We start from the raw sequence: 26447 nt of genomic DNA on the forward strand, positions 1-26447 counted from the left end.
TGTCTCCCGTCCCGCTCCCGCGCGCAACGCAGTGTCATGTGCCGTCGGCACAGTGTTACCCGGCGGCGAGGGGAGTCGCGCCCAGGCTCGCATGATGCTGCCTCATTTGGTCCGCGAACTCCCGTCCCTCCGCAGTCAGTTCATCGGATTCAAGCAGGATCAGGAGGGCTTCACCCACCTGATCGTGGATGTCGTCGAACTGCTGCCCGGCACCCGACCGCCAGGCCCTCGGGACCCCGTCGGCGGTGACCGCGCGCCGCCACAGATCGGCCAGGGCCAGATGCGCGTAGGCGCCGTGCAGCACGCCCGCGATGGGCCGCGGGTCCGGCCGCCAGCCGACCCGGTGGACGGCGTCCCGCCCGGATCCGTACAGCGGCACGATCTCGTGGAGCGTGGCCAGTTTGCTGTGGTGCAGCTCGTGCACGAGGGTTTCGGCCATGCCCTGCCCCTCGGCGGGCAGCGAGGTCAGTACGGCCCCGGGGGCGGCGCTCAGGGTGGCGCCGAGGTGCCGGGGGCCGTGCCCGACGAGCGGGACGACCACCCGGACGGCGCCGGCGACCTCGGCCGCCCGGCCCGGGTCGGTGCGCAGCAGCACCTCACGGGCGGCGCGCCAGCGGTCGGACCAGGCGGCGTGGTCGGTGTCGGCGTGCTCGGCGGCGGTGCCGACGGACGGGCCGCCCGCGTCGGCCGGCACCCGGTACGGATCGAGGTCGTCGAGCCGGGCGGTGCCGCCCGGCAGCCGGTGCACCGCCCTCCAGCCCGGGCCGTGGCCGGCGAGGACGCCGCGGTGCCGGTCCATGAGGGCCAGTCCGGCGGGCAGCGCGGCCCGGGCGCCGTCCGGGTGGAACCGCGCGGTCCGGCCGTCCGCGCCGACCCGGACCCGCCCGGCGGCCACCCGCAGGCGTCCCACGCCGGGCAACGACAGGAGGCCGTCCGGGGTCGCGACGGTCAGGTCGAGCGGACTGCCGCAGCGCAGCGCCGCGGTGAGCGCGAGCGCGTCGAAGCGGGCGAGCAGCCGGTCGAGGCCCGGCCCGGCGGGCTCGGCGAGCGCGGCGGCCAGCCAGACCCCGGTCGACGGGTAGTCGAGGACGCCCCGGACCACGGCGGGGTGCTGCCGCTCGACCCGTTCGAGCAGCCCCCAGGAGCGCTCGAACCCGGCGAGCACGCCGGGTTCGACGGCCTCCCGGTGCCGCTGCACCCGGACCAGGAGCGCCTTGAGGAGCAGCAGTCGCCGAGTGTGCAGGGCGGAGCCGAGGAGGGTGAGCCCGGCCGGGTCGGGGCTGGTCCGGGCCAGACGCGCGAAGGCGGCCGGGGACAGCGGCACGGTCTTCACTCGCGCCTCCCTCCCCACCGCTGCGGGCCCTGCGCTCCCCACGGGCATCTGGCCGGAAACGACCGGTCGGTCGGGCCGGTCCGGCCGGTCCGCCTAAGGTCAGCGGGCTCTGTCCTCCATCCAGGAGTCGGCCAGGTCCTGCGTCTGCCAGAGCACCCGCTCGATCGCGGCCGACAGGTCGGGATCGTCCATGAAGCGCAAGGTCCGCAGGTCGACGCCGGTGAGATCCGGCATGCGGCGCGGCCGCCCGTCGGTCCTGTCGACGCCGGCCACCCACTCCATGTGCTGCAACACCCTCGGCTCCTCCTCACCGACCCTTGTCCCCCACGGTCGTAGCGGCGGACCGGTTCTTCCCGACCGGCCGAACCCAGAAACCCGTTCGACTCAACTGCGCCCATGCACGCCCCCGTTATCAAGCCGTCCCGATTCCGCCAGGGCGGTACCGGCCGTGGCGTCCGGACCCCTCCGGATCGCACGGCCTACGTGTCCCCGCCGCGCCAGGCCCACCACGGCGGGGCGATGCGCTTCCGCTCCGCCCGGGTGAGCCTGCCCGGCACCGGAGCCGGCACGGCCGTGACCTCGGCGAGCAGCGTCCGGGTCCGCTCCACGTCCGCCCAGTCCACCGGCACCAGGGCGCCGTCGAGGCGCCGCCACTGCTCCGCCGCGGCGCGCAGGGCGGTCGCGGCGGCGGCCAGCCGGTCCATCAGGAGGAGGACCGCGCCCTGGCCGTGCAGGGCGCGGGCCAGGGTCACCGTGCCCGGGTTCGTGCCGTGGGCGGTGCGGGTGTCCTCGGCCGCGTGCTGGTAGGCGGTGAGGGCGTCGGCGAGGCGTCCGTCGCGGGCGGCCTCGCTCAGCTGGAGGCGGACCCAGGCGAGTTGGAGCCGGACCTCGGCGCGGGCGGCCGGGTCGCGGGTGGTGCGGACGGCCTGGTCGAGGAGGTGGCGGCTCTCGAAGAGGTCGGGCAGGAAGCCCGCGCGGTCGAAGCGCAGCGCGAGGACGCTGCCGATGAGGACGATGGCCCGGGAGCGGACCCCGGCGGTGGCGGGCAGGCAGGTGAGGGCCTCGCGCAGGACGGACTCGGCGCGGTCGACGGGCGCCGTCCCGGTGTCGGCGGCGGCCCGGCGCAGCAGGGACTCGCCCCAGGTGAGGAGGAGCCGGCCGCGCTGTTCGCCCTCGGCGGGGGTGAGCAGGGTGGCGCTCTCGTACGCCTCGTCGGCGGCCGGGCCGTCGCCGGTGGTCTCGTACAGCCGGGCCCGCGCGGTGGTCCAGCGCAGCCGCAGCGCGAGGGAGTCGCCGAGCAGCGGTTCGGCGCGGTCGAGGGCGTCGGCGACGCCCTCGGGCGGGGCGGCGGCGAGGTGGAGGGCGTCGGCCAGGTCGAGCAGCACCGGGCCGGTGGTCCGCAGGGCGAGCGCGGCGGTGAACTCGGCGGCGGCCTCGGCGCCTTCGGTACGCGCGAGGTGCAGCCGGCCGCGCCGCACCCGCAGGGCGTGCCGGTGGCTCTCGGGCCAGTCGGCCGGGTCGCCCGCGAGCGCGGCGAGGGCCGCGTCGAGCCGGTCGGTCTCCTCGGTGTGCCGCCACAGCGCATGCTGGACGGCGGCCTGTTCGAGCCGGGCCTCGGCCCAGTCCGGGCCGCCGGGCGCGGCGAGCTCCCCGGCCCGTACGAGCTCGGCCAGGGCCCGGTCGAGCAGTTCCCGGCGCTGTCCCCGGTCCCGTACGGCGGCGGTGCCGGCCTGCGCGTACAGCACCTGGCCGAGCACCAGACGGGCCCCGGCGAGGTCCTCGGGGCGGGCGGGCGGTCCGTCGGCGCCGAGCGCGGTCTCGGCGAGCTCGCGGGCGGAGGCGAGGAGCGAGGGGTCGGACTGGCCGCGCCACTGGTCGAGCAGCCGGCGGGCGGCGGCGAGCGGTTCGGGGGTGACGAGGTCGGGGTGGTAGAAGCGCAGCACGCGCGCGGGGATGCGGGCGAAGAGCTCGGTGGCGGCGCCCGCCTGCGGCTCGTCGTCCTCCACGGGCACGGTGGCGGCGCCTGCGACGGCCGGTTCCTCGTCGGTGCCGTGCCCGGCGAGCCGGGCGGCGGCGAGCGCCGGGAAGTTGCGCATGCCCTGTCCGAAGTGCCGCTCGACGAACTCCGAGCAGTGCTTCAGGACCAGCGCGGCGGCGCCCCGGTCGAGCGAGCCGAGGAGATGGTCCTGGACGGCCGGCGGATAGCTGTAGCAGGGGTACGGGGTGGGGCCGGGCAGCCGCCGTAACAGCCCGCTGAGCAGCACCTCGGCGAGCTCCATGGGGCCGGTGTCGGGGAGCATGGCGCGCTGCACCAGCTGCATCACGGGCAGCGCGAGCGGGGCGGCGGCAAGGTGCACGGCCAGCCGGACCGCCCCGGGCGAGGCGCCGGCCCGGAAGGCGCGCAGGAGTTCGTCGTCGCCGCGCCGGGTGGCGGCCCCGGGGTGCGCCGGATCGGCCGGACGTGCGGATCCGGACGGTACGGGGCCGATGCGGGCGGCCCAGCCGCGTACCGCTCCCCCGCCGTGCCCGGTGAGCAGCCGCGCCCAGGAGGCGAAGGCCTCGGGGGTCGGGGTGAGCACGGGCACGGCGCGCAGGTCGGCGGCGACGGGCTCCCAGTCCGGCTCGTCGGGCTCGAAGCGGACGTGTCCGCCGGGCCCTGCGGGCCGTTCCAGGGTGCCGGGTTCGACGGTCAGCGCGGTGCGCGGCCACAGCCGGGGCGGCAGCGGCTGGACGAGGGCGAGCGGGGAGTGCCGGGGCCACTGGTGGATGAGCTTCTGGGCGGCGCCGCGCTGCCAGAGCGGGCCGACGCAGTCGGAGACGACGAGGGTGAGGCGGCGCCCGGTGGGGTCGTGGAGCTGGTCGCCGGGCCGGAGCCGGGGCCGCCCGTCGCGATCGGTGGTGGTGGTGACGAGCGGCGGGCCCTCGCCGGTGTCGTGCAGGCGGTGCACCCGGACGTCGCGGAAGGCGCCGGACTGCTGGCAGGCCTGGCGCAGTTCCTCGACCATCCGGGTCCACACGACCATCGCGGGCCCGGTGTCCATGAGCAGCTGGATGTCGGGGCGCTGGCCGGCGGCGGGGCGCAGCACGGGGGTGAGGATGCCGGAGGCGGCGCTGCGCTCGGCGGTGGCCTCCTCGTCGAGGCGGCGGCTGCCGGGACGGGCGGGCAGCCCGGCGGCGTAGTGGCGCAGCGGCCGGAGCGCCTTCTGCAGGCCGAGGAGGCCGGGCAGGGCGTTGGCGCCGGGCGCGCGGACGGGCAGCGCGGCGCCGCCGCCGCGCGCGGGGACGGCGCGTCCGCCGGGGCCGTCGCCGGGTCCGCCGCCGTCCTTCGGCATCAGCAGGTCGACGGTCTCGGCGGGCCGGCCCGGGGCCGTTGTCGGGGCCTCGGGTGCCTCCGGGTCCGGTGGGGCGTCGGTGGCGGGTGTTCCGGAGCCGCCGTCGGCCCCGGCCCCGGTGGCCGGATCCCGGCGGTCCTCGTCGGTGCCGGGCGCGGCCGGCGGGCCCGGTGGCGGGTCCCCGGCCCGGCCCGCCGGATCGGCGCGCGGCAGCCACTGGGCCAGCCAGACGGCGTCCGCGATCTCCTCGGCCGTCGGGTCCTGCCCGCCGGCCCGGAGTCTGCGGGTGAGCTCTTCCAGATGCATCCGGTGCATCCGGCCATCACCTCGGCTGATCGAGCGGCTGCATGAGCATGTCCGCGATGCGGTCCCGGGTCACCCGCTCGGCGCGGGGGGCGTGCTGGGTCAGATAGAGGGCGTTGAGCAGCTGGTCGGTGGCGATGACCTCGCCCGGCTCCCGGTGCAGGAAGCGGGCGACGAGCCCGGGTTCGGCGGCCGCGGCGTCGGCCCCGAGGTGGGCCTCGATCATGGCGTTGAGCTGCTCCTCCCCGGGCGCCTCCAGCTCCAGGCGGATGCAGCGACGCAACAGGGCGGCCGGGAAGTCCCGTTCGCCGTTGGAGGTGAGCACGATGAACGGGAAGGTGGTGCAGCGGACCCGTCCGCCGTACACGGGCACCTTGCGTCCGTCGTCGGTGAGGACCTTCACGACGGGTTCGCGGTCGGCGAGCCGCTCCAGCTCGGGGATCGCGAACTCGCCCTCCTCCAGGGCGTTCAGGAGGTCGTTGGGCAGGTCGAGGTCGCTCTTGTCGAGCTCGTCGATGAGCAGCACGCGGGGCAGCTCGGAGGGCAGCAGCGCGGTGCCGAGCGGCCCGAGCCGCAGATACGAGCCGATGCCGGCCGCGCTCGCGGCACCGCCCTCCCCCGCGCCGTCCCCCGCTCCGTCCGCGGTACGGGACTCGGCGCGGGCGCGCTCCAGCTGCACGTCCTGGAGGCGGCCGATCGCGTCGTAGCGGTAGAGGCCGTCCTGGAGCGTCGAGCGGCTGACGATCGGCCACCGCAGCACCCGCCCGAGGCCCAGCTCGTGAGCGACGGCGTGCGCGAGGGTGGACTTGCCGGTGCCGGGGTTGCCGGTGACGAGCAGCGGACGGCGCAGATAGAGCGCGGCGTTGACGGCGTCGGTCTCGGCGGGCCGGGGATGGTGGTTCTGCACGAGCCGGCGGCGCACGCCGAGCCGCCGGTCGGAGCCGGCCAGGGTGTCGTCGGCGCCGCCCGCGGAGAAGTCCCGCCACGGCGGCGGCGCGGGCAGTCGCCGTATCTCGTCGTGCGGATGGCCGGCCCCACGGTAGATCCGCCAATCGTTCACGCCTGACCCCTCCTGGCTGTGATGCCTGTGCCGACCCCCGTCGACCGTACCGCTCGGACCTCCGGTCCGTCTCCGGCCAATCCAGCCCCGTCGAGCGCGAGTTGACCCGAACGGCCGAAGCCGGTCCGCACCCGCCGGCCCGCGCCGTGCGGCTTCCCCGTCGAAACTGCCCCGTCGCGGCCGTGTTGAGTCCGCGCGGCGCCGAACGGCCTCGCACGGGCTCCCACTCGGACAACCGTCCGGACCCCCGCCAGGACTCCCGCCCCAGGGCCTGTCCGGCGGATCAGGGTCGGACAGGCCGCGGCGTCTGGCGCATGGGGTCTTCCCAGGCCCGCCAGGGCCGAGGGGAAGCATCGCAAGGCGCCGGAGCGTCTCGACAGCGGAGCTATCGGGACGTTTCGGCTTGGGGTCTCCCCAGGCCCGCCAGGGCCGAGGGGAAGCGGCGTGGGGGTCCGCCCCCTGGCTTCGCCGGTGGTACCCCCACCGGGCCCGCAGGGCCCAGGGGGCGTGCCGTGCTGGGGGCACCACCCAGGCGAAGCTCTGGGGGAGTCGCGGACCCGGCCATGATCCGCCGGACAGGCCCTGACCCTGACCGGTCCCCCATTCCGCCCCGTACGGGTCACCGCTCGTCCTCGCCGAGCAGCGACGGGCCCTCCAGCGGGGCCTCGAAGGGCGGGCGGTCGGGCGGGTCGTAGAGCACCGCCAGGCCCTCGGCCCAGGCGTGCTCGGCCCGCTCCCGGGGGTCCGCCTCGGTGTCGCCCACGCGCCGGCGCAGGGTGCGCACGGGGCGGTGCAGGCCGTCGGCGGCGCCGGCGCCGGCGAGCAGCACCCCGGCGCCCTTGTGGAACTCGGGGCAGTCGCCGTGCTCGCGGGCCGAGTGCCGCCACAGCGCGACCGGGTGCCCGGCGGCGAGCGCGGCGTCCAGGGCGCGCCGGCCGTCGCCCGTACCGACCGCGCCGCAGAAGACCGGCACGCTGCCGTCGGGGGCCGCGTCCAGGCGCTCGTACGACGCGGTCCGGCTCTCCTTGCGCAGCTGCGGGGCGTGCGCCTCGGCGCCGGCGGCGAGCACCTCGGCGCGCAGCGGCACGGCCCGCAGCGGGCCGCCCTCGCTGCCCCGCCAGCGCCGGTGCCACTCCGGGGAGGGCCGGCGGCGGCCGCGGTGGCGGTCGCGGAGGACGACGGTGCGCCGCTGGCCGAGCGGCAGGGAGCGCTCGCCGAAGGGTTCGTCCTCGGGCGCGAGCCGCCAGGTGTCGAAGGGCACGTCGAACAGCTCGCGCGGCACCACGAATTCGACGGCGGCGAGGTGGTCGCCGCTGTCCCCGTGACCCAGCGCCTCGTCGAGCGGGCCGCGCAGGCTGTCCTGGAGCTGCTCCCGGAGCAGTCCCTCGTCGTGGCCGGCCAGCGGGGTCATGGTGCGGCCGTCGAAGAGCAGCATCACGCGCCAGGTGTAGCGCGGGGCGCCGGTGGCCCAGGGCACGGAGTCGATCTCTATCCGCACGTCGGCGCGCGGTCCGGCCGCCCTGGCGGGGGCGACGGGGTCCGCCGGCGCGGGGTCGAGCAGGGCGGCGATCTCCTCGCGCACGGCGGCGTGGGCGTCGCCGGACTCGTCCGTGATCCAGTCGACCAGGCTCCCGAGCCCGAGGGCGGTCGGGGTGCCGGGGCCGGCCTCGGCGCCGTAGCGCTCGGTGAGGTGGCGGACGACGTGCGCCGCGTAGAGGAGCACGGCGTCGAGTCCGAGGTCGGTGCTGCCGCGCCCGTCCTCCCGCTCGCCCTTGTGCAGTTCGTGGAGCAGGCCCACGCCGTCGCGCCAGGTGCGGGCGTCGGTCTCCAGGACGGCCTGGTAGTCGGGGTGCAGGACCCGGCGCTTGACCGCGTCGACGAGGGCCATCACCTCGCCGGGGCCGGTGGGCGAGGGGAGTTCGGCGAACCGCCCGTACAGCTGGGTGCGCCGGGCGGGGCTGACCCCGCGGGCCGCGGCCGGCCAGAGCGCCATCTGGCCGTCGGTCCAGGTGCGTCCGGAGCGGAGCGAGCGGTGGCGGGCGAGGTGGTGCCGGTCGTGGGCGCGCAGGACCTCGTGCAGCACCTGGCCGCCGGGCACGTCGTGGAGCTCGCGCAGCGAGGTGAGCGGCACGGCGGCCCCCTCGTCCTGGCCGCGGCCCTTGTTGACGCCGATGACGGCGCCCCGGGTGAGGTCGACGACCGGGCCGCCGGAGCAGCCCTCGACGGGGACGCCCCACTTGAGGAGCAGGGCGCCGGCCTCGAATCCGTACGCCGTGCCGAGCACGTCCCGGACGCCGACCTCGCCGGTCTGCCGGGCCCAGCCGTGCAGGCTGACCTGGGTGGGGGTGGTGGGCGGGCGCTCGCTGAGCCGTACGCAGGCGGCGCCCTCGGCGCCCTCGACCCGGACGAGCGCGAGGTCGGGGAACTCCCAGAAGCCGAGCTCCTCGTCGGGCGTGGCGGGGCGCGGCTTGGCGAGCACCAGCCGGCCGGTGGTCCGGCCGCCCTCCCAGGTGATGCCGACGGCGGGTTCCTCTCTCCACACCGCGCTACCCCCCTTGGCCACGACGTGGGCACAGGTCAGCACCCAGCCGGGGGCGATGAAGAATCCCGTGCCCCAGAACGGGTCGCCGTGCGGGTCATACCCGTCGCCGGGAGCGGCGATGCGCACGAGCGCGGGGCGCACGAGCGCGTCGAAGGCGCTCATACGGCGCCAGGGCCGTTCTCCGGGGAGGCGGCGGGCGGGGGCAGGGGCAGGGTGGGCGCGGCAGGCGGGGCGGGCGGGGCCGGTGGCATGGGCGGTACGGAGGCGGGTACGGGCGCGGTGGCGGGTGCGGCGGCGTCCTCCGCGCGCGTGGCGCCGTCCTCGGCCGGACGGCCGGGTTCCGTCCAGGTCAGGGAGACGTTGATCGAGGCCTTGCCGCCGCCGTCGGCGAGCACGCCGATCACCTTGCCCGCCTGCGCGGAGAGCTCGATGCCGAAGCTGACCGCGACCTCGACCGAGCCCTCCGGGTCGAGTCCGGCGCGCAGCGAGCCGACCACCCCGCGCACCACGTCCGTGAGGCCGCCGGCCATGGAGACCACCCGGTCCCCGATCCGGTCCCCGATCCCGGTGTCCTGGAACGCGCCGCCGGGGACGCCCCGGCGCAGCTCCTCCGCCCCGCTGACCCGGGCCCACACGGGCGTGCCGTCGTCCAGCCGAATCCGGGCGATTCCATCCGTCACAGCGGCCCCCGCTCCCCGAAACGATGATGAAAGAGGCTAGTCCGTGGTGCTCAAGAGGAACAGGGGACGCGGTCGGCTCCGCTGACCACGGCCTATTCTGATCGCATGTACTTCACCGACCGTGGCATCGAGGAACTGGAGAAGCGGCGCGGCGAGGAGGAGGTCACCTTCGAGTGGCTCGCCGAGCAGCTGCGCACGTTCGTCGATCTGAATCCCGACTTCGAGGTGCCGGTCGAGCGCCTCGCGACCTGGCTGGCGCGGCTCGACGACGAGGACGACGACGAGTAGGCGCCGGTCGCGCGATCAGGGGGCGGCTTCCGGCAGGTGGTCGTAGAGGCGGTCGTAGAGACGGTCGTAGGCGAGGCCGGCGGCCCCGTGCACGACGAGCAGCGCGCCGGCCGTCGCCCAGCCGCCGCTGCGGCGGCCGATCCCCCAGGCGAGCAGCGGAAGACCGGCCACGAGCTGGGCGGCGGCGATGACGCGGGCGCGGGGACCGCGCAGGTACGGGCCGATGCGGGTGTCCTCGACGGCGTCGAGTTCGGCGCGTACGGCGTCCCGCCAGCCGGACCATTCGAGGAGTTCGGCGCCCTGGGCGCGGGCCGCCGAGCGCAGCCGGTCGGCGCTGTCGCCGGGCGTGAGGCCGGCGGGCAGGGCGAGTCCGGTGCGGGCGAGGACGGCGACGAGCCCGACGAGCCGGGCGTGGGCGTCGGCGTCCGGGTCGGGCCGGGTGAGCGGTTCCAGGGCCTGGACGTCGAGCACGGGGTCGAGCGCAAGCCGGGCGGCGAAGGTCCGCATGGCCTCGTCCTCGCCGACCGGGGTGCCGTCGGCCAGCCAGGTGTAGCCGACGGTACGGCGGAAGCCGGCGGCCAGCGTGAGTCCGGCGCGGTCCGTGTCCCACCAGAGGGCGAGAACCGGCCAGGTGGCGGCGCCGACGGCAAGAGCGGTGGCCCAGCCGGTGACGACGCGTTCGACGGGTTCGCCGTCGTCGAGCCAGGGTTTCCCCTCCGGGACGAGCACGCTCCAGTCGGGGCCCGCGGGTGCGAGGAGGAGCTGTTCGCGGAGCAGCTGGGCCGGCGGGCGGACCGCCGGGGGCTCGGCGCGGCAGAGCAGCAGCGCTCCGGCGGAGCGGGTTCCCGATGTCACAATCATCCCCCCAACGTAGGGCAATTGTCCGCTTTGAGGGGTGAATGCCCCGGAGTGCACACCCACCCACCCCTGTCAGGGTCGGGCTCGACTCCGCCCGGGGCGAGTCAGGGTTGACTTGACCGCACCGCGATATATCGTGTCTATCGGAAGACGCGATATGTTGCGTCGCAGTCGACATCGTGACCGTGACACGGGAGGGCAGCACCATGACAGAGTGGTCCGTCACCGAGCCTCGCAAGATCCCGCTGACCGACCCCGTCCGGCGGCTCCAGGTCCGTGTGGTCAACGGAGCGGTGAACGTGGTGGGGACCGACGAGAGTTCCGCGCGGGTGGAGATCTCGGAGATCGAGGGCCCGCCGCTGATCGTCTCCCAGCAGGGCTCCACGCTGGTCGTGAGCTATGAGGACCTGCACTGGAAGGGCATCCTCAAGTGGCTCGACCCCAAGGGCCACCGGCGCCGGGTCGTGGTCTCCGTGGCCGTGCCGGCCGGCACCGACGTCGAGGTCGGCGCGATCGGCGCCGAGACGGTGATCTCCGGCGTCAGGGGACGCACGGCGGTGCGCGGCGTCACCGGCGACACCACACTCGTCGGCCTCGCCGGCCCGGTGCGCGCCGAGACGATCTCCGGGAACCTGGAGGCGCAGTCGGTCACCGGCGCGCTGCAGATCAACTCGGTGACGGGCGACGTCACCGTGATCGACGGCGCCGGCTCGGCGGTGAAGGCCGAGACGGTCAGCGGGGACATGGTCATCGACCTCGACCCGGCGGCCGGTCAGGACGGGCCGCCCGCCGACATCCGCCTCACCAGCGTCTCCGGCGAGGTCGCGATCCGGCTGCCGCACCCGGCGGACGCGCGGGTCGAGGCCAGCACCACCAGCGGTTCCGTGTCGAGCGCCTTCGAGGACCTGCGGATCGGCGGCTCCTGGGGCACCCGTTCCATCTCCGGCACGCTGGGCGCCGGCCAGGGCACCCTCAAGGCGACCACCGTCTCCGGTTCCATCGCCCTGCTGCGCCGCCCCGAGCCGGAGCCCGAGCACGGGCCGGACGGCGACGGCGACGGCTCGTCCGCCGCCTCCCCCGCATCCGGAAAGGTCCTCTGACATGGCGCCCGTCTTCGCCCACGGCCGGCTCCGGCTCTATCTCCTCAAGCTGCTCGACGAGGCCCCCCGCCACGGGTACGAGGTGATCAGGCTTCTTGAGGAGCGCTTCCAGGGCCTGTACACGCCCTCGGCGGGCACGGTCTACCCGCGGCTCGCCAAGCTGGAGGCGGAGGGCCTGATCACCCACGCCACCGAGGGCGGCCGCAAGGTCTATTCGATCACCGACGCCGGCCGGGCCGAGCTGGCCGGGCGCGGCGGCGAACTGGCCGATCTGGAGGAGGAGATCCGCGAGTCCGTCTCCGAACTGGCCGCCGAGATCCGCGACGACGTGCGCGGCGCCGCCGGGAAGCTGCGCAGCGAGATGCGGGCGGCGGCGACCGCCTCCCGTACGGCCGGCGCCTCGGCCTCCTTCGACGCCCGGGAGGAGCTGCGCAAGGCGAAGCAGGAGCTGAAGGAACAGGCCCGCCAGGCACGGGCGGAGGCGCAGTCGGCCAAGCGGCAGGCCAAGGAGTACCAGCGGATCGCGCAGCAGCTCCAGGACCAGTTCCAGGACCGGCTGAAGGGCGGCGACTGGCCGAAGGGCGTCTGGGAGGGCATCTCGGACATCACCGCCCAGCTGGGCAACCTGGTGACGAGCACGACCCACGGCCCGGCCGCCGGCCGGCCGAGCTCGCCCGAACAGGCCGTCTCCGACTGGGCGAAGGACATCGACGGCGCCGCCGAGCCGGCCCGTGAGCTCGACCGGCTGCTCGACCGCTTCCGCGACGACGTCCGCGACGCCGCCCGCGACCACGGCGTGAGCCGCGACCAGCTGGCCGAGGCCCGCCGCCATCTGGCGACGGCGGCGGACGGCATCCTGTCCCTGCTCGCCCCGGACCGCCGCAGGCCGTAGCCCCCTCCCCCGCCGGGTCGACCGCGACCCCGTCAGCCGCGGTCGGTGGCGGTCACCGTGACCGTCACCCGGGTGCCCGGGGTGGCGAGGACGAGGGCCTTGCCCTGGGCGGGGCGGAGCACGATCGCCCTCCCCCGGGTCGCGACCTGCCACGCGCCCGGGGGCAGGGAGAGTTCGGTGACGCGGGAGCCGCGGGAGCCGGCGGCGTCGTACTCCAGGCGGTAGACGCCGGCCGCGGCGTCGTAGGAGGAGGCGCGGACGGTGCCGGCGACGGCCTCGGCGTAGGGCTCGGCGGTGAGCTCCTTGTTCGTACGGAAGGTGCCGTCGCCGTTCACCGCGCAGTAGCCGCCGCCGTAGCACCAGACGTAGCCCGCCCAGCCGGAGCTGTAGCGGCCGAGCGAGACCATGGCCTCGCGGTAGAAGCGGTTCATGTTCGGGAGGGAGTTGTTGAGCGGGCCCCATTCGCCCACGACCACCGGGACCTTGTACTCCTTGGGGTACTGGGTCACCGCCTGCTCGTAGCTCTCGATCCAGCCGGCGGCCGGGTCGTAGTCCGCGCCCGCCTCCATGCCGGTGTTGTAGAAGTGCGGGGCGTACACGACCTTGGGGTCGTCGATCCGGCCGAGGCCGGTGGGCACGCCCTCGCCGACGATCGGGGTCGGCTCGACGAAGACCCAGGCGTCGCGGTCGGCCGAACGGATCGCGTCCGCCAGGCGGTTGTACATCGGGGTGAGCTGCTCGCGCTCGATGCGGCGGGCCGCGGTGGGCAGGTCCTCGCCCTCCCGGAGTTCGCCCATGGGCTCGTTGATGGGGTCGTAGCCGATGACGGCCGGGTGGCCGGCGAAGCGTTCGGCGAGGACGCGCCACATCCGGGCCTGGGCGCGTCGCAGGTCGGCGTCCTCGTAGAGGTGGGTGAAGGCGCGTTGCACGGCGGGCTGGAAGTACTCGGAGAACCAGTCGTCGGGGTTGCGCTCGAAGGGCAGTCCGTCGGTCCGGGTGGCCCACTCGGGGATGCCGCGGTGCCCGAACGCGGGGCCGAAGACGTCCTGGTGGGCGTCGATGAGGACCTTGACGTCGTACTTCTCCGCCCAGTCCAGGATGCGTTCGATCCTGCGGAGGTAGTCCTGGCTGTACTGGCCGGGGCGGGGCTCCAGGTCGTCCCAGAAGACCAGCAGGCGGGCGAAGTTGAAGCCCTTGGCCCGCATGTCGCGGAAGTGCTTCTCGGTGATGGCGGAGAGGGCCTGCTCGCCGCGGTGGGCCTTGTCCTCGACGTTCCAGCCGCGCAGGGTGAGGGCGCGGCCCTTGGCGTCGGTGAGGACGGGGATCGTCCCACCGGTGTCGGCGTGGGCGGCGGCGGTCGGGGCGGCGGTGGGAGCGAGGAGCGCGGCGGCGAGGGCGCCCGCCACGAGAGTGGTACGCAACAAGGGGGACCTCCGGCAAGCGATGTGAGCGTTGTTCACCTTTTCGCGATGCCGGAGATCCCATCAGGACAAGCGTCCTGGTTCAAGAGGTCGGTCAGGAGGTCTTCGGAAGGTCTTCAGTCCGTCTTCAGTCCGTCTTCAGTCCGTCTTCAGTCCGTCTTCAGGACGATCTTTCCGAAGAGCTCGCCGGACGCCATCTTCTCGAAGCCCTCGCGGGCCCGGTCGAGCGGCAGCACCTCGTCGATCACCGGGCGGACGCCGGTGGCCGCGCAGAAGGACAGCAGGTCCTCCAGCTCGTCCTTGGAGCCCATGGTGGAGCCGACCACCTTGAGCTCCAGGAAGAAGATCCGGGTGAGTTCGGCGTGCGCGGGGCGGTCGCCGCTGGTGGCGCCGGAGATGACCAGGGTGCCGCCGGGGCGCAGCGACTTGACGGAGTGGGACCAGGTGGCGGCGCCGACCGTCTCGATGACCGCGTCGACGCGCTGCGGCAGCCGCGCGCCGGGCTCGTAGGCCTCGACGGCGCCGAGCTCGACGGCCCGCTTCCGCTTGGCCTCGTCGCGGCTGGTGGCGTAGACCCGCAGCCCGGCCGCCTTGCCGAGCGCGATCGCGGCGGTCGCGACACCGCCGCCCGCGCCCTGCACGAGCACCGAGTCGCCGGGCCGTACACCGGCGTTGGTGAACAGCATCCGGTACGCGGTGAGCCAGGCGGTCGGCAGACAGGCGGCCTCCTCGAAGGAGAGCTCCTTCGGCTTGGGCAGCACGTTCCAGCTGGGGACGGTGACCCGCTCGGCGAAGGTCCCCTGGTAGCGCTCGGTGAGGATGGAGCGCGGCTCGTCGGGGCCGACGCCGTGGCCGGTCTGGCCGATGACGGAGTGCAGCACGACCTCGTTGCCGTGCTCGTCGATGCCCGCGGCGTCGCAGCCGAGGATCATCGGCAGCTTCTCCTCGGGCAGTCCGACCCCGCGCAGCGACCACAGGTCGTGGTGGTTGAGCGAGGCGGCCTTCACGGTGACGGTGGTCCAACCGGGCCGCGCCTCGGGCTCGGGGCGCTCCCCCAGTTCGAGGCCGTTCAGCGGCTGGTCGCGGTCGATTCGGGCGGCATAGGCAGCGAACATGGCCCCGACCCTAGGCGCGCACCCGGTGATCGCGTAACCACACCCCGCTGTGACGCGCGTCCCTCATCCAGGCCCCGGCACGGCACGTACACGAAAGCCCCACCCACGCGAAAGCCCCGCCCGGTTCGGCCGAACCCGGGCGAGGCTTCCTCTCGACTTGCGCGGCGCACGAGGCGCGGGGCGCGATACGCGCTGCGCGTCAGCGGCGGGCGACGCCCTCCGCGCGGGCGGCGGCGGCGACCGCGGAGGCGACGGCCGGGGCCACGCGCTCGTCGAACGGCGACGGGATCACGCAGTCCGCGGACAGGTCGTCGCCGACCACGCCGGCGATGGCGTCGGCCGCGGCGATCTTCATGCCCTCGGTGATCCGGGAGGCCCGGACCTGGAGCGCGCCGGCGAAGATGCCGGGGAACGCGAGGACGTTGTTGATCTGGTTCGGGTAGTCCGAACGGCCGGTGGCCACGACCGCCGCGTACTTGTGCGCGACGTCGGGGTGCACCTCGGGGTTCGGGTTGGCCATGGCGAACACGAAGGCGTTCGGCGCCATGGCCGCGACGGCCGCCTCGGGCACCGTACCGCCGGAGACGCCGATGAAGACGTCCGCGCCGGCCAGGGCGGTCTCCAGGGAGCCGGAGAGGCCCGCCTTGTTGGTGAGCCCGGCGATCTCGCGCTTGACGTCCGTCAGGTCGGTCCGGTCGCTGCTCACGATGCCCTTGCGGTCGGTCACGGCGACGTCGCCGATGCCCGCCGACAGCAGGAACTTCGCGATGGCCACACCGGCCGCGCCCGCGCCGGAGATGACGGCGCGCAGGTCGCCCAGGGTGCGGCCGGTCAGCTTTGCCGCGTTGCGCAGGGCCGCGAGCGTCACGATCGCGGTGCCGTGCTGGTCGTCGTGGAAGACCGGGATGTCCAGGCGCTCCTGGAGCTTGCGCTCGATCTCGAAGCACCGGGGCGCCGAGATGTCCTCCAGGTTCACGCCGCCGAAGGACGGGGCGAGCCGGACGACGGTCTCGACGATCTCGTCGGCGTCGGTGGTGGCGAGCGCGATCGGAACCGCGTCCACGCCGCCGAACTGCTTGAAGAGGATGGCCTTCCCCTCCATGACCGGGAGGGAGGCCTCCGGGCCGATGTCGCCGAGGCCGAGCACCGCCGTGCCGTCGGTCACGACCGCGACGACCTGGGACTTCCAGGTGTAGTCGTTGACCAGCTCGGGCTGCTCCGCGATTGCCGTGCACACCTTGGCGACGCCGGGCGTGTACGCGAGGGACAGGTCGTCCTTGTCGCGCAGCGGCACCGTGGCCGAAATGGCCATCTTGCCGCCGCGGTGCAGCGCGAACGCCGGGTCGAAGGGCTCCTCGGGAGCCCCTTCCGTACCGGTCTCGCTGCGAGGATTGACGATCTCCGCTGCCATTGGGTTGACCCCTTAAGTCTTCTTCATTTGAGGGTGGCCACTCCCGGTTGAGGAGGGGTGGGTGGGTCCCGCGGCCGCCTTGTCTGGCAGCCGCGCGGGCGCGCCGCACAACGCGCCCTGAGCCCCGGATGAGGGGTGTAAGGATCCTTCTTACCGGACAGACGGGTCCGGAGACGAGTCGATACCTCCTCGGTGACGCGACTCATACCGAGTGCTACCGGCCCTGAACGGAGCACGGATAGAGAATGACTCGTCACTCGATGTCCGATAGGTGCCCCGAGCACCCGAATAGCCGTCTTCGTGTCGTCCGAATGGCGAGATGAACAGGAGAATTTACGGTCCCTTGGGCACCTTCCCGCAGAAGGTTTCGCCTTGGGGGGACTGGCCGCCGCGATTCGGCCACGACCCGTTATCCGATTTTGACATCCGTGGCCGTCGGTTTGAGGCAGTCCGAATGGCAAGATGCCGTAATCACACGAGGTCGCGGCACTCGAAGGTGCGTGCGCGGCCTAAGGCAACTCCCTCACCTGCCGGAGGAACCCGACCATGACCGCACGCTCCACGCGCTCGACGACCGCTGCCAAGACCCGTACGTCCCGTCTTGCCGCGGTCGCCGCCATCGCGGTCGCCGGCTCGATGCTGATGACCGCCTGTGGCGACCAGACCAACGACAGCGGCGCCACCAAGACGGGCGGTTCCTCCGCCCCGGCCGCCGACAAGGCCCCCCTCTTCTCGAAGCTCCCGGCCGACATCCAGAAGGCCGGCGTCATCAAGGTCGGCACGGACGCCTCGTACGCGCCGATGGAGTTCACCGAGGGCGGCAAGATCGTGGGTGTCGACCCCGACATCGCCGAGGCCCTGAGCAAGCAGCTCGGTGTGAAGTTCGAGTTCACCTCGGGCACCTTCGACGGCCTGATCACCTCGATCTACACCGGCCGCCAGGACCTGATCATGTCGTCCATGACGGACAACAAGAAGCGTCAGGAGGGCCTGGACGACAACGGGAAGAAGATCGGCAAGGGCATCGACTTCGTCGACTACTTCAGCTCCGGCGTCTCCCTGCTGGTCAAGAAGGGCAACCCGCAGGGCATCAACTCCCTCGACGACCTGTGTGGCAAGACCGTCGCCGTGCAGCGCGGCACGATCTACGAGGACACCTTCAAGGCCCAGGCGACCAAGTGCGGCGCCAACAAGCTGACGATCCAGGCCTTCGACACCGACGCCGAGGCGCAGACCCGCGTCAAGGCCGGCGGCGCCGTGGCCGACCTGAACGACTACCCGGTCGCCGCGTACATCGCGAAGACCTCGGGCGGCGGCAACGACTTCGAGGTCGTCGGCAGCCAGAGCGACGTCGGCCTCTTCGGCATCGGTGTGTCCAAGGACAAGACGCAGCTGCGCGACGCCGTCAAGGACGCGCTCGACGCGATCATCAAGGACGGGTCCTACGCCGAGGCCCTCAAGAAGTGGAACGTCGAGGGCAGCGCCGTGCAGTCGGCCACCGTCAACGCCGGCAAGTGACCTCCTCGTTCCACTGAAGGGCAGTCGTCGTGACTGACAAGATCTCCAAGGAGCCGTCGGACGCGCGTCCGGCCGGCTCCGGCCCCTCGGGCGTCCCGTACGAGGCGATCAAGGCGATCCCGGTGCGCCACTACGGGCGCTGGGTCAGCGCCGTCGTGGTGGTCGCGCTCCTCGGATGGCTCATCTACGCGTTCTCCCAGGGCAACATCATCTGGGACACCGTGTGGGACAAGGTGTTCGACCCGTCCGTCATCGACGGTCTCGGCAACACCGTGATCATCAGCGTCGCCTCCATGGCGCTGGGCCTCGTGCTCGGCATCCTGTTCGCGGTGATGCGCCTGTCGAAGAACCCGGTCACCGGCGCGGTCGCGTGGCTGTACATCTGGTTCTTCCGGGGCACCCCGGTGTACGTGCAGCTGCTGGTGTGGTTCAACCTGTCGCTGATCTTCCAGTACATCAACCTCGGGCCGATCTACAAGAACGAGACCGTGGACGTCATGACGCCGTTCATGGTGGCCCTGCTCGGCCTCGGCCTGAACGAGGGCGCCTACATGGCGGAGATCGTCCGAGCCGGCATCCAGTCGGTCGACGAGGGCCAGACCGAGGCGGCGCACGCGCTCGGCATGTCGCAGACGAAGACCATGTGGCGGGTCGTGCTGCCGCAGGCCATGCGCGTGATCGTGCCGCCGACGGGCAACGAGTTCATCAACATGCTGAAGACCTCGTCGCTGGTCTCGGCCGTGCAGTACACCGAGCTCCTGCGGGCCTCCTCGAACATCGGTAACACGGCCGGCGCCGTGATGGAGATGCTCTTCGTGGCCTCGATCTGGTACCTCGCGCTGACCAGCGTGTTCAGCGTCGGCCAGTACTACCTGGAGCGCCGCTTCGCCCGCGGTTCGACCCGTAACCTGCCGCCCACCCCGTGGCAGCGCGTCAAGAAGAACGTCATCATCTTCAAGCGTTCCCCGGAGGCAACGGCATGACCGGTCAGCCCATGGTCAAGGCCGAAGGCGTCCACAAGTCCTACGGCGCGGCCCACATCCTTCGCGGCATCGACCTGGAGGTGCAGAACGGCGAGGTCTTCTGCCTCGTCGGCCCCTCCGGCTCCGGGAAGTCCACCTTCCTGCGCTGCATCAACCACCTGGAGCGCATCGACGGCGGCCGGCTCTCGGTCGACGGCGAGCTGGTGGGCTACCGCCAGAAGGGCGACAAGCTCTACGAGCTGAAGGACAGCGAGGTCGCGGTCCAGCGCCGTGACATCGGCATGGTCTTCCAGCGCTTCAACCTGTTCCCGCACATGACGGCCATGGCCAACGTCATGGAGGCGCCGATCCAGGTGAAGGGCGAGTCCAAGGCGGTGGCGCGCGAGCGCGCCGAGCGGCTGCTCGACCGGGTCGGCCTGCGGGACAAGATGGGCAACTACCCGTCGCAGCTCTCCGGCGGCCAGCAGCAGCGCGTCGCCATCGCCCGTGCGCTGGCGATGGAGCCGAAGCTGATGCTCTTCGACGAGCCGACCTCGGCGCTCGACCCGGAGCTCGTGGGTGACGTCCTCGACGTCATGCGCGACCTGGCCGAGTCGGGCATGACGATGATCGTCGTCACGCACGAGATGGGCTTCGCCCGGGAGGTCGGCGACTCGCTGGTCTTCATGGACGGCGGCGTGGTGGTCGAGTCGGGCAACCCGCGGGACGTCCTGACCAACCCGCAGCACGACCGGACGAAGGCGTTCCTGTCGAAGGTGCTGTAGGCGCCGCCTGGCGCTTCGGGCGTACGGGAAGGGGCGGTTACGGGCAAGGCCTCGTACCGCCCCTTCTCGGCGTCCTGGCTCACTTCACGGCGAGGAGCAGGGTGTCGGAGGGCGAGGCCCAGACGGTACGGGCCTCGCCGAAGCCGGCGGCGCGGAGGGTGTCGGCGTGCCAGCGGGGCGCGGGCATGTCGCCGTCGGCGTGCTCGCCGTAGATCTCGAAGCGGCGGGCGGTGGGCTCGGCGAGCACCGGGTCCTTGGCGGCGAGCGCCCACCAGTCGGCCCAGTCGAGCACCCCGGCGGCCTTCTCGCGGTCCATCCGGGCGTGCCGCTGGGCGCGCTCGGCGGCGTTGATGCGGGGCGTGGAGGTGTCGATCATGTGGTCGGCGTTCATCAGGACGCCGCCGTCCCGGACGAGCCCGGCGAGCTGCCCGTAGAGCGCGGCCAGGGGTTCGCTGTGCAGCCAGTGGAGGGCGGTGGCGGTGAGGACGGCGTCGTACGTGTCGTACGGCAGCGCCTCGGTCCAGGCGGGGTCCTTCAAGTCGGCGGTCACGAGGCTGACGCGGGCGTCGCCGGCGAAGGTGCCCTCGGCGATGGCGAGGAGCGCGGGGTCGAGGTCGACGCCGGTGCTGGTCGCCCCGGGGAACCGATCGAGCAGCCGGCTCGTGATACTCCCCGTACCGCAGGCGAGGTCGAGCACGCGGGGCTCCGGTCCCACGAGCGCCTCGACCATGTCGAGCATCACGCGGAAGCGTTCCTCGCGGTCGGGCATGTACCACTCCTGCTGACGGTCCCAGCTGCGCTGCCAGGCCGCCGCCCAGTCGGCCCGGGTCCCGGCCCTGGTCCCGGCCCCGGTTCCGGTCGGGTTCGTGTCCACGGTGTCCGTCATGGCTCTGCCTCCACCCTCTTCGTAATACCCTCGAAGGGAACGCGTCGCTTACCCTTCCCCGCCCCGACCCTAGACTGCCGGAGTAAGGACTACAAGTGGAACTGGCCTATTACTCGGACTACGCCGTACGCCTGGTCAACACCGAGGAGCCGGCCCGCAACAAGGACTCCCTCACCTCGGTCGAGGCCGTCCGGGACCTCTTCGGCGCCGCGTCCCAGATGGCCCGGCGGGCCACCGACGCCGACGTGACGCGCTTCCGCTCGGTGCGCGCCCGGCTGCGCGCCGTCTTCACGGCGGCCGACGAGGGCGACCACACCGGAGCCGTGGACCTGCTGAACTCGCTCCTCCTGGAGTTCCCGGTCAGCCCGCAGATCTCCGGCCACGACTACCTCGACGAGGAGGGCCGGCCGCGGTGGCACATGCACCTCGCCGATCACCCGTCGAACGCGACCGCGGGGTACGCCGCCATCGCGGCGATGGGCCTGGCCTTCCACCTCACCGAGTTCGGCGCCGACCGCCTCGGCCTGTGCCAGGCGGCGCCGTGCCGCAACGCCTACCTGGACACCTCGACCAACCGCTCCCGCCGCTACTGCTCGGACCGCTGCGCGACCCGCGCCAACGTGGCCGCCTACCGCGCCCGCAAGCGTCAGGAGGCCCTCGACGCCGAGCGCACGGGCCTGACGGCGGAGAAGAGCCAGGAGAGCGCCACACCGGCCGACCGCTGACGCCCGGGAGTGACGGGCCGGTACCGCGCCCGCACCCGCCCGAGCACCAGCGGCTCCGGTACGACCCCGAACACCCGGCTGTCCCCCTCGGCGTCCGGATTGTCCCCGAGCACCCACCAGCCGCCGCCGCGCCGCTCGATCAGCCGCTTCACGATGAGCAGATCCTGCTGGAGCGGGTGGCGCAGCACGGCCACGTTCCCGGGCCGCAGCCGCGCCCCGTAATGCACGAACAGCTGATCGCCATGGAGCAGCGTGGGCACCATCGACACCCCCGTCACCTCGGCGATCCCGAACGGGGCCCCGGGCTCCCGCCCCGCCGTACGCCCCGATTCCACCATCCGGCACCTCCCGGTCCGATCGTCCACGAGTCCCATGGTGACCCTGGACTTTTGTCCTAAGCACCAGGGGGCACTCGCGAAAACGCGCTTCTCACCGAGTAATGTCCCACCTGAGAAGACGATCACGAGGAAGGACAGCAGAATGCTCTCCCGCCTGTTTGCCCCCAAGGTCAAGGTCAGCGCCCACTGCGACCTCCCCTGCGGCGTGTACGACCCGGCCCAGGCCCGCATCGAGGCCGAGTCCGTCAAGGCCGTCCAGGAGAAGTACCAGGCGAACGAGGACCCGCACTTCCGCGCGCGCGCCGTCGTCATCAAGGAGCAGCGCGCGGAGCTCGCCAAGCACCACGTCTCGGTCCTGTGGAGCGACTACTTCAAGGCCCCGCACTTCGAGAAGTACCCCGAGCTCAACCAGCTCGTGAACGACACCCTGAAGGCCCTGTCGGCGGCGAAGGCCTCGACGGACCCGAAGACGGGCGAGAAGGCGCTGGAGCTCATCGCCGAGATCGACCGCATCTTCTGGGAGACGAAGAAGGCCTGACCTTCCTCGCACCACCCCAGCAGACCGCACCCGGTCCGCAGTCCGCCGTCACCGGCGTTCACGGCGGCCCGGGTGCGGTCTTGTTCGCCCGGCCACAGGTGCGCGGAGATCCGCAGCGTGATGACGGCGGACGCGTGCCCGAGGACGAGCTGGACCTGCTTGACGCTCGCACCGCCGGCGATGAGCGCGGAGGCGTAGAAGTGCCGCAGGTCGTGAGTGACCATGTGCGGCAGCTCGACGGGCTTGCGGCCCTCATGCTTAGCCGCCGGCCGATGTCCCGCCGCCCGTCGAGCAGCCCTCCTGGCGGGATCTTGACGCCCCCGTCCTGCCCGCGCTGATGAACCGCAAGCGCACGGTGGAGAAGCGCGACCAAGAGAAAACCATCCGCTTCACGCGGACCGCGGTAAGCGTGATCAGCGCCGCCGCTCACCAGCGCGGTCAGAAGTTTGTCGGATTCGTCGGCGACGCCGCCCTGGCCGTCGCCCTCGGCAAGGCAGGGCTGGTCGGCAAACCGGAGGACGACCCGGTCCGCCCGCTGACCGGGACCGTCGAGGCACACCGTCGCGCTGAACCGCTTCGGCAGCAACCTCAACCAGATCACCGCAGCCATCCACCGAGGAACAGTGCCCGAACGTGCCGAGGCCGTGCTGGACCGCGTCGAGCAAGCGGCTCAGAACAGCTACCGACTGATCGACCAGCTCCTGACGGAGGGCACCTCGCATGGTTCCTGACGTCTCCACCGGCTCCGACACCCGCGGATTGATCGTCTACCTCTTCGGCCCCGGCCGCCGCGACGAATACACCGGCCCTCACAGCGTCGCCGCCTGGGACATGGCCGGCGCCCCCGACCCGGCGGCCACCTACACCCAGCTCGCCAAGCGCCTCTACCACCATGTCGACCTGCGCACTCGCGAGCTGGGCGGCAAGAAGCCACCTCGGCACGTCTGGCACTGCCCGGTCCGCACCGCGCCCGGCGACCGCTACCTCACCGACACCGAGTGGGCCGACGTCGCCCGCCGCATCGTCCACGCCACAGGCATCGCCCCCGAAGGCGACGAGAAGGCATGCCGGTGGATCGCGGTACGCCACGCCGACGACCACATCCACATCATGGCCACCACCGTCCGCGCCGACGGGCGCCCCACGCACCCACCACGACGGACAGCGAGCTCAAGCCGAATGCCGCAAGATCGAAGCCGAGTTCGGCCTGCGCCGCCTGAAGCCCGGCGACCTCACCGCGCCCCGCACCCCCACCGGCGCCGAACGCGCCAAGGCCGAGCGCCAGGGCCAGACGGTCACGGCACGGGGCAATGGCTGCGCGAGCAGGCGTCCGCGGTCGCCGCCGCCGTACGCAACGAAGCCGACGGCTTCATCGTGCTGCAGTCCCTCGGCATCAAGGTCAAGACACGTCTCGGCCCCGAGACCGGCGACGTGATCGGCTACAGCCTCGCCGCCCCAGGCGACACCAGCGCGGCCGGCGAACCCGTCTGGGCGGCGGATCGAAACCCGCCCCCGACCTCTCCATCAACCGCCTACGCGAACGCCTCCCCGACCAGAAGGTGGCCGACCACCCGCGTTATGCGGCGGACCCCGCCGCCCCATGGCGCCACACCACCACCGCCATCCAGACGGCACACTCCGTCCTCGCCTCCGGTGAGGATGCCGCCGCCCAAGGCCATCTGGCCGCCTTCGGTGATGTCCTGTACACCATCGCCAGCGCCACGACCGGCCCTCCCCGGGCGGAACTGCGGGCGGCGGCGATGGCGTTCAACCGCGCCCGCCGCTCCGCCACCCGCGCCGATCACCAGGCCGCCACCGCCCTGCGCAAGGCCGCCAAGGAACTCGCCTACGCCTCCAACGAGCCGGGCGGACTCGCCATCGCCCTGCTCTTCGCCACCGTGCACCTGGCCCGCGCCGCCGCCAAGTGGCACGAGCAACGCGGCCACGAGCAGCAGGCCGCAGCGGCCGAAGAAGCCTTCCGCCACCTCCAGGCGGGCTACCAGCAGGCCGCCGTACCCGTCTTGGCTGACCTGACCTGCCGCGCACCACGAGCCGCAACCGCCCGCCGCTTCGAGCAAGACGGGCGCGCCGCCCTCCCCGACCACGCCGACCGGATACTCACCGACCTCACTTGGACCGCCCTGACCACCACCCTCGCCCAAGCCGAGACCACCGGCCACAACCCCCGCCGCCTCCTGGCCGAGCAGGGCACCCAGCGGGAACTCGACAGCGCCGAGCACCCCGCCGAGGTCCTCAACTGGCGCATCACCGCTCAGCCGAACCGGCGGACACAAGCCGCTCGCAGCCGCAGCACCATCAGCGGAACACCGCCCATGTCCGCCACGCCACACCCTCCGGCCACACCAGTGGCTACGAGGCCCAAAGAGCGCAGTCGGCACCGCTGACCCAATCAAATGCCCTTGCACGCATTTTGGCCTGGCGCCGTCCAAGGTGTGCAGCACAAGACCTGTGGCCCAACTCGTTCTGAAACGACCAAGTACAGCACCAGAGGAACCCAAATAGCTCTTCCCTGACGAAAGCTGATCACTTTCGATCAGAAATGAGAAGTTCGGGTATCGGTGACCTTAGGATCAGAGGATGACTAACACCACCACGAAACCGGAAGAGCCGGAGCGAAAACTCGCTTCACGGGTCGTCAAGGTGACCCCCGAGATTGCCGAGATCTTCCTGGCCCAGACTTCGGTCAATAGACGCCTAGATATGGGTCAGGTGAGAGCCCTGGCCGAGACCATTCTCCGTGGCGAATGGAAGTTGACTCATCAGGGAATCGCATTCGACGAAATTGGCACGCTTCTCGATGGTCAACACCGCCTCCGTGCAATTATCGAGGCCAACACTCCAGTAGAGATGCTCGTTTTCGACGGCCTGTCAAGAGATATTTTTCCGGTTCTTGACACTGGAAAGCGCCGGAGTGCAGCAGATACACTGCTGTCGACTGGCGCGAAGTACCTGCCGCTACTTTCCTCCACAATCCGTCACGTGATTCTCTTCAAGACAATGCCGAACACTCCCTGGAGTGGTGTCCGCGCCCAGCTATCGAACGACCGGATCCTGGCCGCATACAATAGTGATAAAGACAGGTACGAGGAAGCGGTGGCCATCGGTCGCGAGCTTTCCAAGCACCTGTTCGCAAGTCAGACAGCCGTGGCAGTGGGGTTCTTTCTGACCACTGAAGTGGCGCCGGCCGCAGATGTCGACGAGTGGATCTCAGGTCTCAAGTCGGGCGCCAATTTGGATCCTAGCGATGCGAGACTTGCTTTGCGAGAGGTACCGAGGGACACACGGAAGCGGGGTTCCAGACGCAGAACGGGCATGCGAGACCAGGTGTCAATCTACATCAAGGCATGGAACGCCTGGGTTGAGCTGGATAAGGCCAGCGAATTGCGCCTTCGGCGCCTAAGGAAGGGGGAGAAGATGCCAATGCCGGTCGAGGTTAAATTTGAGCGCTAGGAAGGCTCCGGTTAGGGTAGATTGCTGCGAGCAATCACTTCCTCAGCCTCACCCAGCACAACTACTTCCCGACCCAGAGATTTGGCGAGCCGCTCGACAAAATCGCGCGAAATCGACTGCACGGACCCACCTGAACTCAGCGCTGCAATGACTACACTTTCACCCTCCCAGGAGGAGCGAACAGCATCCCATCCGATCTTTGCGAATGAGGACGCAATGAACTTCTCTTCGCTGATCCGGCGAATTTCCCGAGATGGTCGCCTCGGTACCCCGTCTGACCGTAACGCATATCTCTCGATCTCCGCCATACGGTGATCGAGCTGCCGGGAGATGAGAAGGATCTCCTCCGTCATGTCAGCTTCGGATCGCTGCACCTTATTCGAAATGTTGTCCTTCGACGAGATTTCCCCAACGCCCCTAATGCTGTTCTCGAACTCAGGCCAACTTCTCTGGAAGGCGCGCTCCAACCTTTCACGCGGGATTGCCAGGCCGCCCGAGACGTCATTGATGTCGAAGAGAAGCTTCTGCACATCATCCTTACTGCTTCCAATGACGGCCTGGAACTGACTGAGAGGGCTGATGAGATCGGTAGTTTTCATACCGATCAGGAACGGGACAACGTAGCCTCCCTCGACCTGCTTGGAAAGGGCTCCGGCTTCGAAGTTGATCCAGGTGGAAGTTTGATTCTCCGGGGTCACGCAAATGATCCCGAAATTTGTTTCAGAAAGCTCGTCCGTAATCTCTCGTACCCCTCTCCTCCCTGCAGAAATGTCCAGACTGGAAAGCCAGGGGTCGACATATTGGAGAACGTCCGGCAACCAGGACCATAAGGTCTCAGCAGTCTTCTTGGAGCGCTCTCCAGACCAGCTCAGGAATAGCTTGATAGCAG

22 protein-coding genes and 3 pseudogenes are annotated in these 26447 nt (G+C 71.8%); 11 read left to right on the top strand and 14 right to left on the bottom strand.

Annotated features, from left to right (window positions below; translation table 11 throughout):
- Positions 1 to 55: 55 nt before the first annotated feature.
- The 6 genes from KV205_RS36335 to KV205_RS23420 form a co-directional block, all read right to left on the bottom strand.
- Complete coding sequence (locus KV205_RS36335) at positions 56 to 1333, bottom strand: HEXXH motif domain-containing protein (RefSeq protein WP_265866532.1); 1278 nt, start codon at positions 1331 to 1333, stop codon at positions 56 to 58.
- A gap of 99 nt (positions 1334 to 1432) precedes the next feature.
- The gene (locus KV205_RS23400; protein ID WP_265866533.1) at positions 1433 to 1627 is read right to left on the bottom strand and encodes a hypothetical protein; all 195 of its coding nucleotides are present in this window, start codon (positions 1625 to 1627) and stop codon (positions 1433 to 1435) included.
- Between the two features lie 185 nt (positions 1628 to 1812).
- On the bottom strand, positions 1813 to 4980 hold the full coding sequence (locus KV205_RS23405) for an SAV_2336 N-terminal domain-related protein (protein ID WP_265866534.1): 3168 nt from the start codon (positions 4978 to 4980) through the stop codon (positions 1813 to 1815).
- Between the two features lie 7 nt (positions 4981 to 4987).
- A complete protein-coding gene (locus KV205_RS23410) occupies positions 4988 to 6028 on the bottom strand; it encodes a MoxR family ATPase (RefSeq protein WP_265866535.1) in 1041 nt (346 codons plus the stop codon).
- 619 nt (positions 6029 to 6647) lie between these two features.
- Positions 6648 to 8732, bottom strand: a complete 2085-nt coding sequence (locus KV205_RS23415) for a trypsin-like peptidase domain-containing protein (protein WP_265866536.1) — start codon at positions 8730 to 8732, stop codon at positions 6648 to 6650.
- Positions 8729 to 9250 carry a CU044_2847 family protein gene (locus KV205_RS23420; RefSeq protein WP_265866537.1) on the bottom strand — a complete coding sequence of 174 codons (522 nt, stop codon included), beginning with the start codon at positions 9248 to 9250 and terminating at the stop codon, positions 8729 to 8731. The genes KV205_RS23415 and KV205_RS23420 overlap by 4 nt, the downstream gene beginning before the upstream one ends.
- Positions 9251 to 9355: 105 nt before the next feature.
- On the opposite strand from KV205_RS23420, the gene KV205_RS23425 reads away from it, so the two are divergent.
- Positions 9356 to 9538 (top strand): DUF6104 family protein, encoded by a 183-nt coding sequence (locus KV205_RS23425; RefSeq protein WP_019075209.1) that lies wholly within the window; start codon positions 9356 to 9358, stop codon positions 9536 to 9538.
- A gap of 15 nt (positions 9539 to 9553) precedes the next feature.
- On the opposite strand, the gene KV205_RS23430 is transcribed toward KV205_RS23425, so the two are convergent.
- A complete protein-coding gene (locus tag KV205_RS23430; protein WP_265866538.1) occupies positions 9554 to 10399 on the bottom strand; it encodes a hypothetical protein in 846 nt (281 codons plus the stop codon).
- A gap of 203 nt (positions 10400 to 10602) precedes the next feature.
- Between KV205_RS23430 and KV205_RS23435 the strand changes: the two genes are divergently transcribed.
- Together KV205_RS23435 and KV205_RS23440 are read left to right on the top strand one after the other, a co-directional pair.
- On the top strand, positions 10603 to 11496 hold the full coding sequence (locus KV205_RS23435; RefSeq protein WP_265866539.1) for a DUF4097 family beta strand repeat-containing protein: 894 nt from the start codon (positions 10603 to 10605) through the stop codon (positions 11494 to 11496).
- Between the two features lies 1 nt (position 11497).
- Positions 11498 to 12388, top strand: coding sequence for a helix-turn-helix transcriptional regulator (locus KV205_RS23440; RefSeq protein ID WP_265866540.1), 891 nt, complete (start codon positions 11498 to 11500; stop codon positions 12386 to 12388).
- Between the two features lie 32 nt (positions 12389 to 12420).
- Here KV205_RS23440 and KV205_RS23445 read toward each other — a convergent pair whose 3' ends face one another.
- The 3 genes from KV205_RS23445 to KV205_RS23455 all read right to left on the bottom strand — a co-directional run bounded on the left by KV205_RS23445 (position 12421) and on the right by KV205_RS23455 (position 16335).
- Positions 12421 to 13812 carry a cellulase family glycosylhydrolase gene (locus tag KV205_RS23445; protein ID WP_265866541.1) on the bottom strand — a complete coding sequence of 464 codons (1392 nt, stop codon included), beginning with the start codon at positions 13810 to 13812 and terminating at the stop codon, positions 12421 to 12423.
- 146 nt (positions 13813 to 13958) lie between these two features.
- Positions 13959 to 14924: a zinc-binding dehydrogenase gene (locus KV205_RS23450; protein WP_265866542.1), complete on the bottom strand. Its 966-nt coding sequence runs from the start codon at positions 14922 to 14924 to the stop codon at positions 13959 to 13961.
- A 199-nt stretch (positions 14925 to 15123) separates the two neighbouring features.
- Complete coding sequence (locus KV205_RS23455) at positions 15124 to 16335, bottom strand: NADP-dependent malic enzyme (RefSeq protein ID WP_265866543.1); 1212 nt, start codon at positions 16333 to 16335, stop codon at positions 15124 to 15126.
- Between the two features lie 546 nt (positions 16336 to 16881).
- Between KV205_RS23455 and KV205_RS23460 the strand changes: the two genes are divergently transcribed.
- The 3 genes from KV205_RS23460 to KV205_RS23470 are packed head-to-tail and all read left to right on the top strand — an operon-like array spanning position 16882 to position 19600.
- A complete protein-coding gene (locus KV205_RS23460; protein WP_265866544.1) occupies positions 16882 to 17853 on the top strand; it encodes an ABC transporter substrate-binding protein in 972 nt (323 codons plus the stop codon).
- Positions 17854 to 17882: 29 nt separating this feature from the next.
- The gene (locus KV205_RS23465; protein ID WP_265866545.1) at positions 17883 to 18836 is read left to right on the top strand and encodes an amino acid ABC transporter permease; all 954 of its coding nucleotides are present in this window, start codon (positions 17883 to 17885) and stop codon (positions 18834 to 18836) included.
- A complete protein-coding gene (locus KV205_RS23470; protein ID WP_274710772.1) occupies positions 18833 to 19600 on the top strand; it encodes an amino acid ABC transporter ATP-binding protein in 768 nt (255 codons plus the stop codon). The genes KV205_RS23465 and KV205_RS23470 overlap by 4 nt, the downstream gene beginning before the upstream one ends.
- A 79-nt stretch (positions 19601 to 19679) precedes the next feature.
- Here the strand turns inward: KV205_RS23470 and KV205_RS23475 are convergent, their stop codons facing one another.
- A complete protein-coding gene (locus KV205_RS23475) occupies positions 19680 to 20486 on the bottom strand; it encodes a trans-aconitate 2-methyltransferase (protein ID WP_265866546.1) in 807 nt (268 codons plus the stop codon).
- 95 nt (positions 20487 to 20581) lie between these two features.
- Here KV205_RS23475 and KV205_RS23480 point away from each other — a divergent pair, with 95 nt between their 5' ends.
- Positions 20582 to 21211 carry a CGNR zinc finger domain-containing protein gene (locus tag KV205_RS23480; protein WP_265866547.1) on the top strand — a complete coding sequence of 210 codons (630 nt, stop codon included), beginning with the start codon at positions 20582 to 20584 and terminating at the stop codon, positions 21209 to 21211.
- On the opposite strand, the gene sodX is transcribed toward KV205_RS23480, so the two are convergent.
- Positions 21133 to 21549: a nickel-type superoxide dismutase maturation protease gene (gene sodX, locus KV205_RS23485; RefSeq protein ID WP_265866709.1), complete on the bottom strand. Its 417-nt coding sequence runs from the start codon at positions 21547 to 21549 to the stop codon at positions 21133 to 21135. The two genes, KV205_RS23480 and sodX, sit on opposite strands and share 79 nt — an antisense overlap.
- Before the next feature lie 142 nt (positions 21550 to 21691).
- Here sodX and sodN point away from each other — a divergent pair, with 142 nt between their 5' ends.
- A complete protein-coding gene (sodN, locus tag KV205_RS23490; protein WP_265866548.1) occupies positions 21692 to 22087 on the top strand; it encodes a superoxide dismutase, Ni in 396 nt (131 codons plus the stop codon).
- Between the two features lie 23 nt (positions 22088 to 22110).
- Here the strand turns inward: sodN and KV205_RS23495 are convergent.
- Positions 22111 to 22380: pseudogene (locus tag KV205_RS23495) on the bottom strand (tyrosine-type recombinase/integrase); the annotation flags it as partial.
- Here KV205_RS23495 and KV205_RS23500 point away from each other — a divergent pair.
- The 3 genes and pseudogenes from KV205_RS23500 to KV205_RS23510 form a co-directional block, all read left to right on the top strand.
- A pseudogene (locus tag KV205_RS23500) lies at positions 22353 to 22818 on the top strand (hypothetical protein); the annotation flags it as partial. The pseudogenes KV205_RS23495 and KV205_RS23500 sit on opposite strands and share 28 nt — an antisense overlap.
- A pseudogene (locus KV205_RS23505) lies at positions 22808 to 24492 on the top strand (relaxase/mobilization nuclease domain-containing protein). The pseudogenes KV205_RS23500 and KV205_RS23505, both read left to right, overlap by 11 nt.
- 193 nt (positions 24493 to 24685) lie before the next feature.
- Positions 24686 to 25558: a hypothetical protein gene (locus KV205_RS23510; protein WP_265866549.1), complete on the top strand. Its 873-nt coding sequence runs from the start codon at positions 24686 to 24688 to the stop codon at positions 25556 to 25558.
- Positions 25559 to 25569: 11 nt separating this feature from the next.
- Here KV205_RS23510 and KV205_RS23515 read toward each other — a convergent pair whose 3' ends face one another.
- Entirely contained in the window at positions 25570 to 26442 is an 873-nt protein-coding gene (locus tag KV205_RS23515; RefSeq protein ID WP_308404095.1) for a TIR domain-containing protein, read from the bottom strand.
- Positions 26443 to 26447 lie beyond the last annotated feature (5 nt).

This window comes from Streptomyces sp. SKN60, assembly GCF_026236535.1.
In the GTDB taxonomy this organism is placed as follows: Bacteria; Actinomycetota; Actinomycetes; order Streptomycetales; family Streptomycetaceae; genus Streptomyces.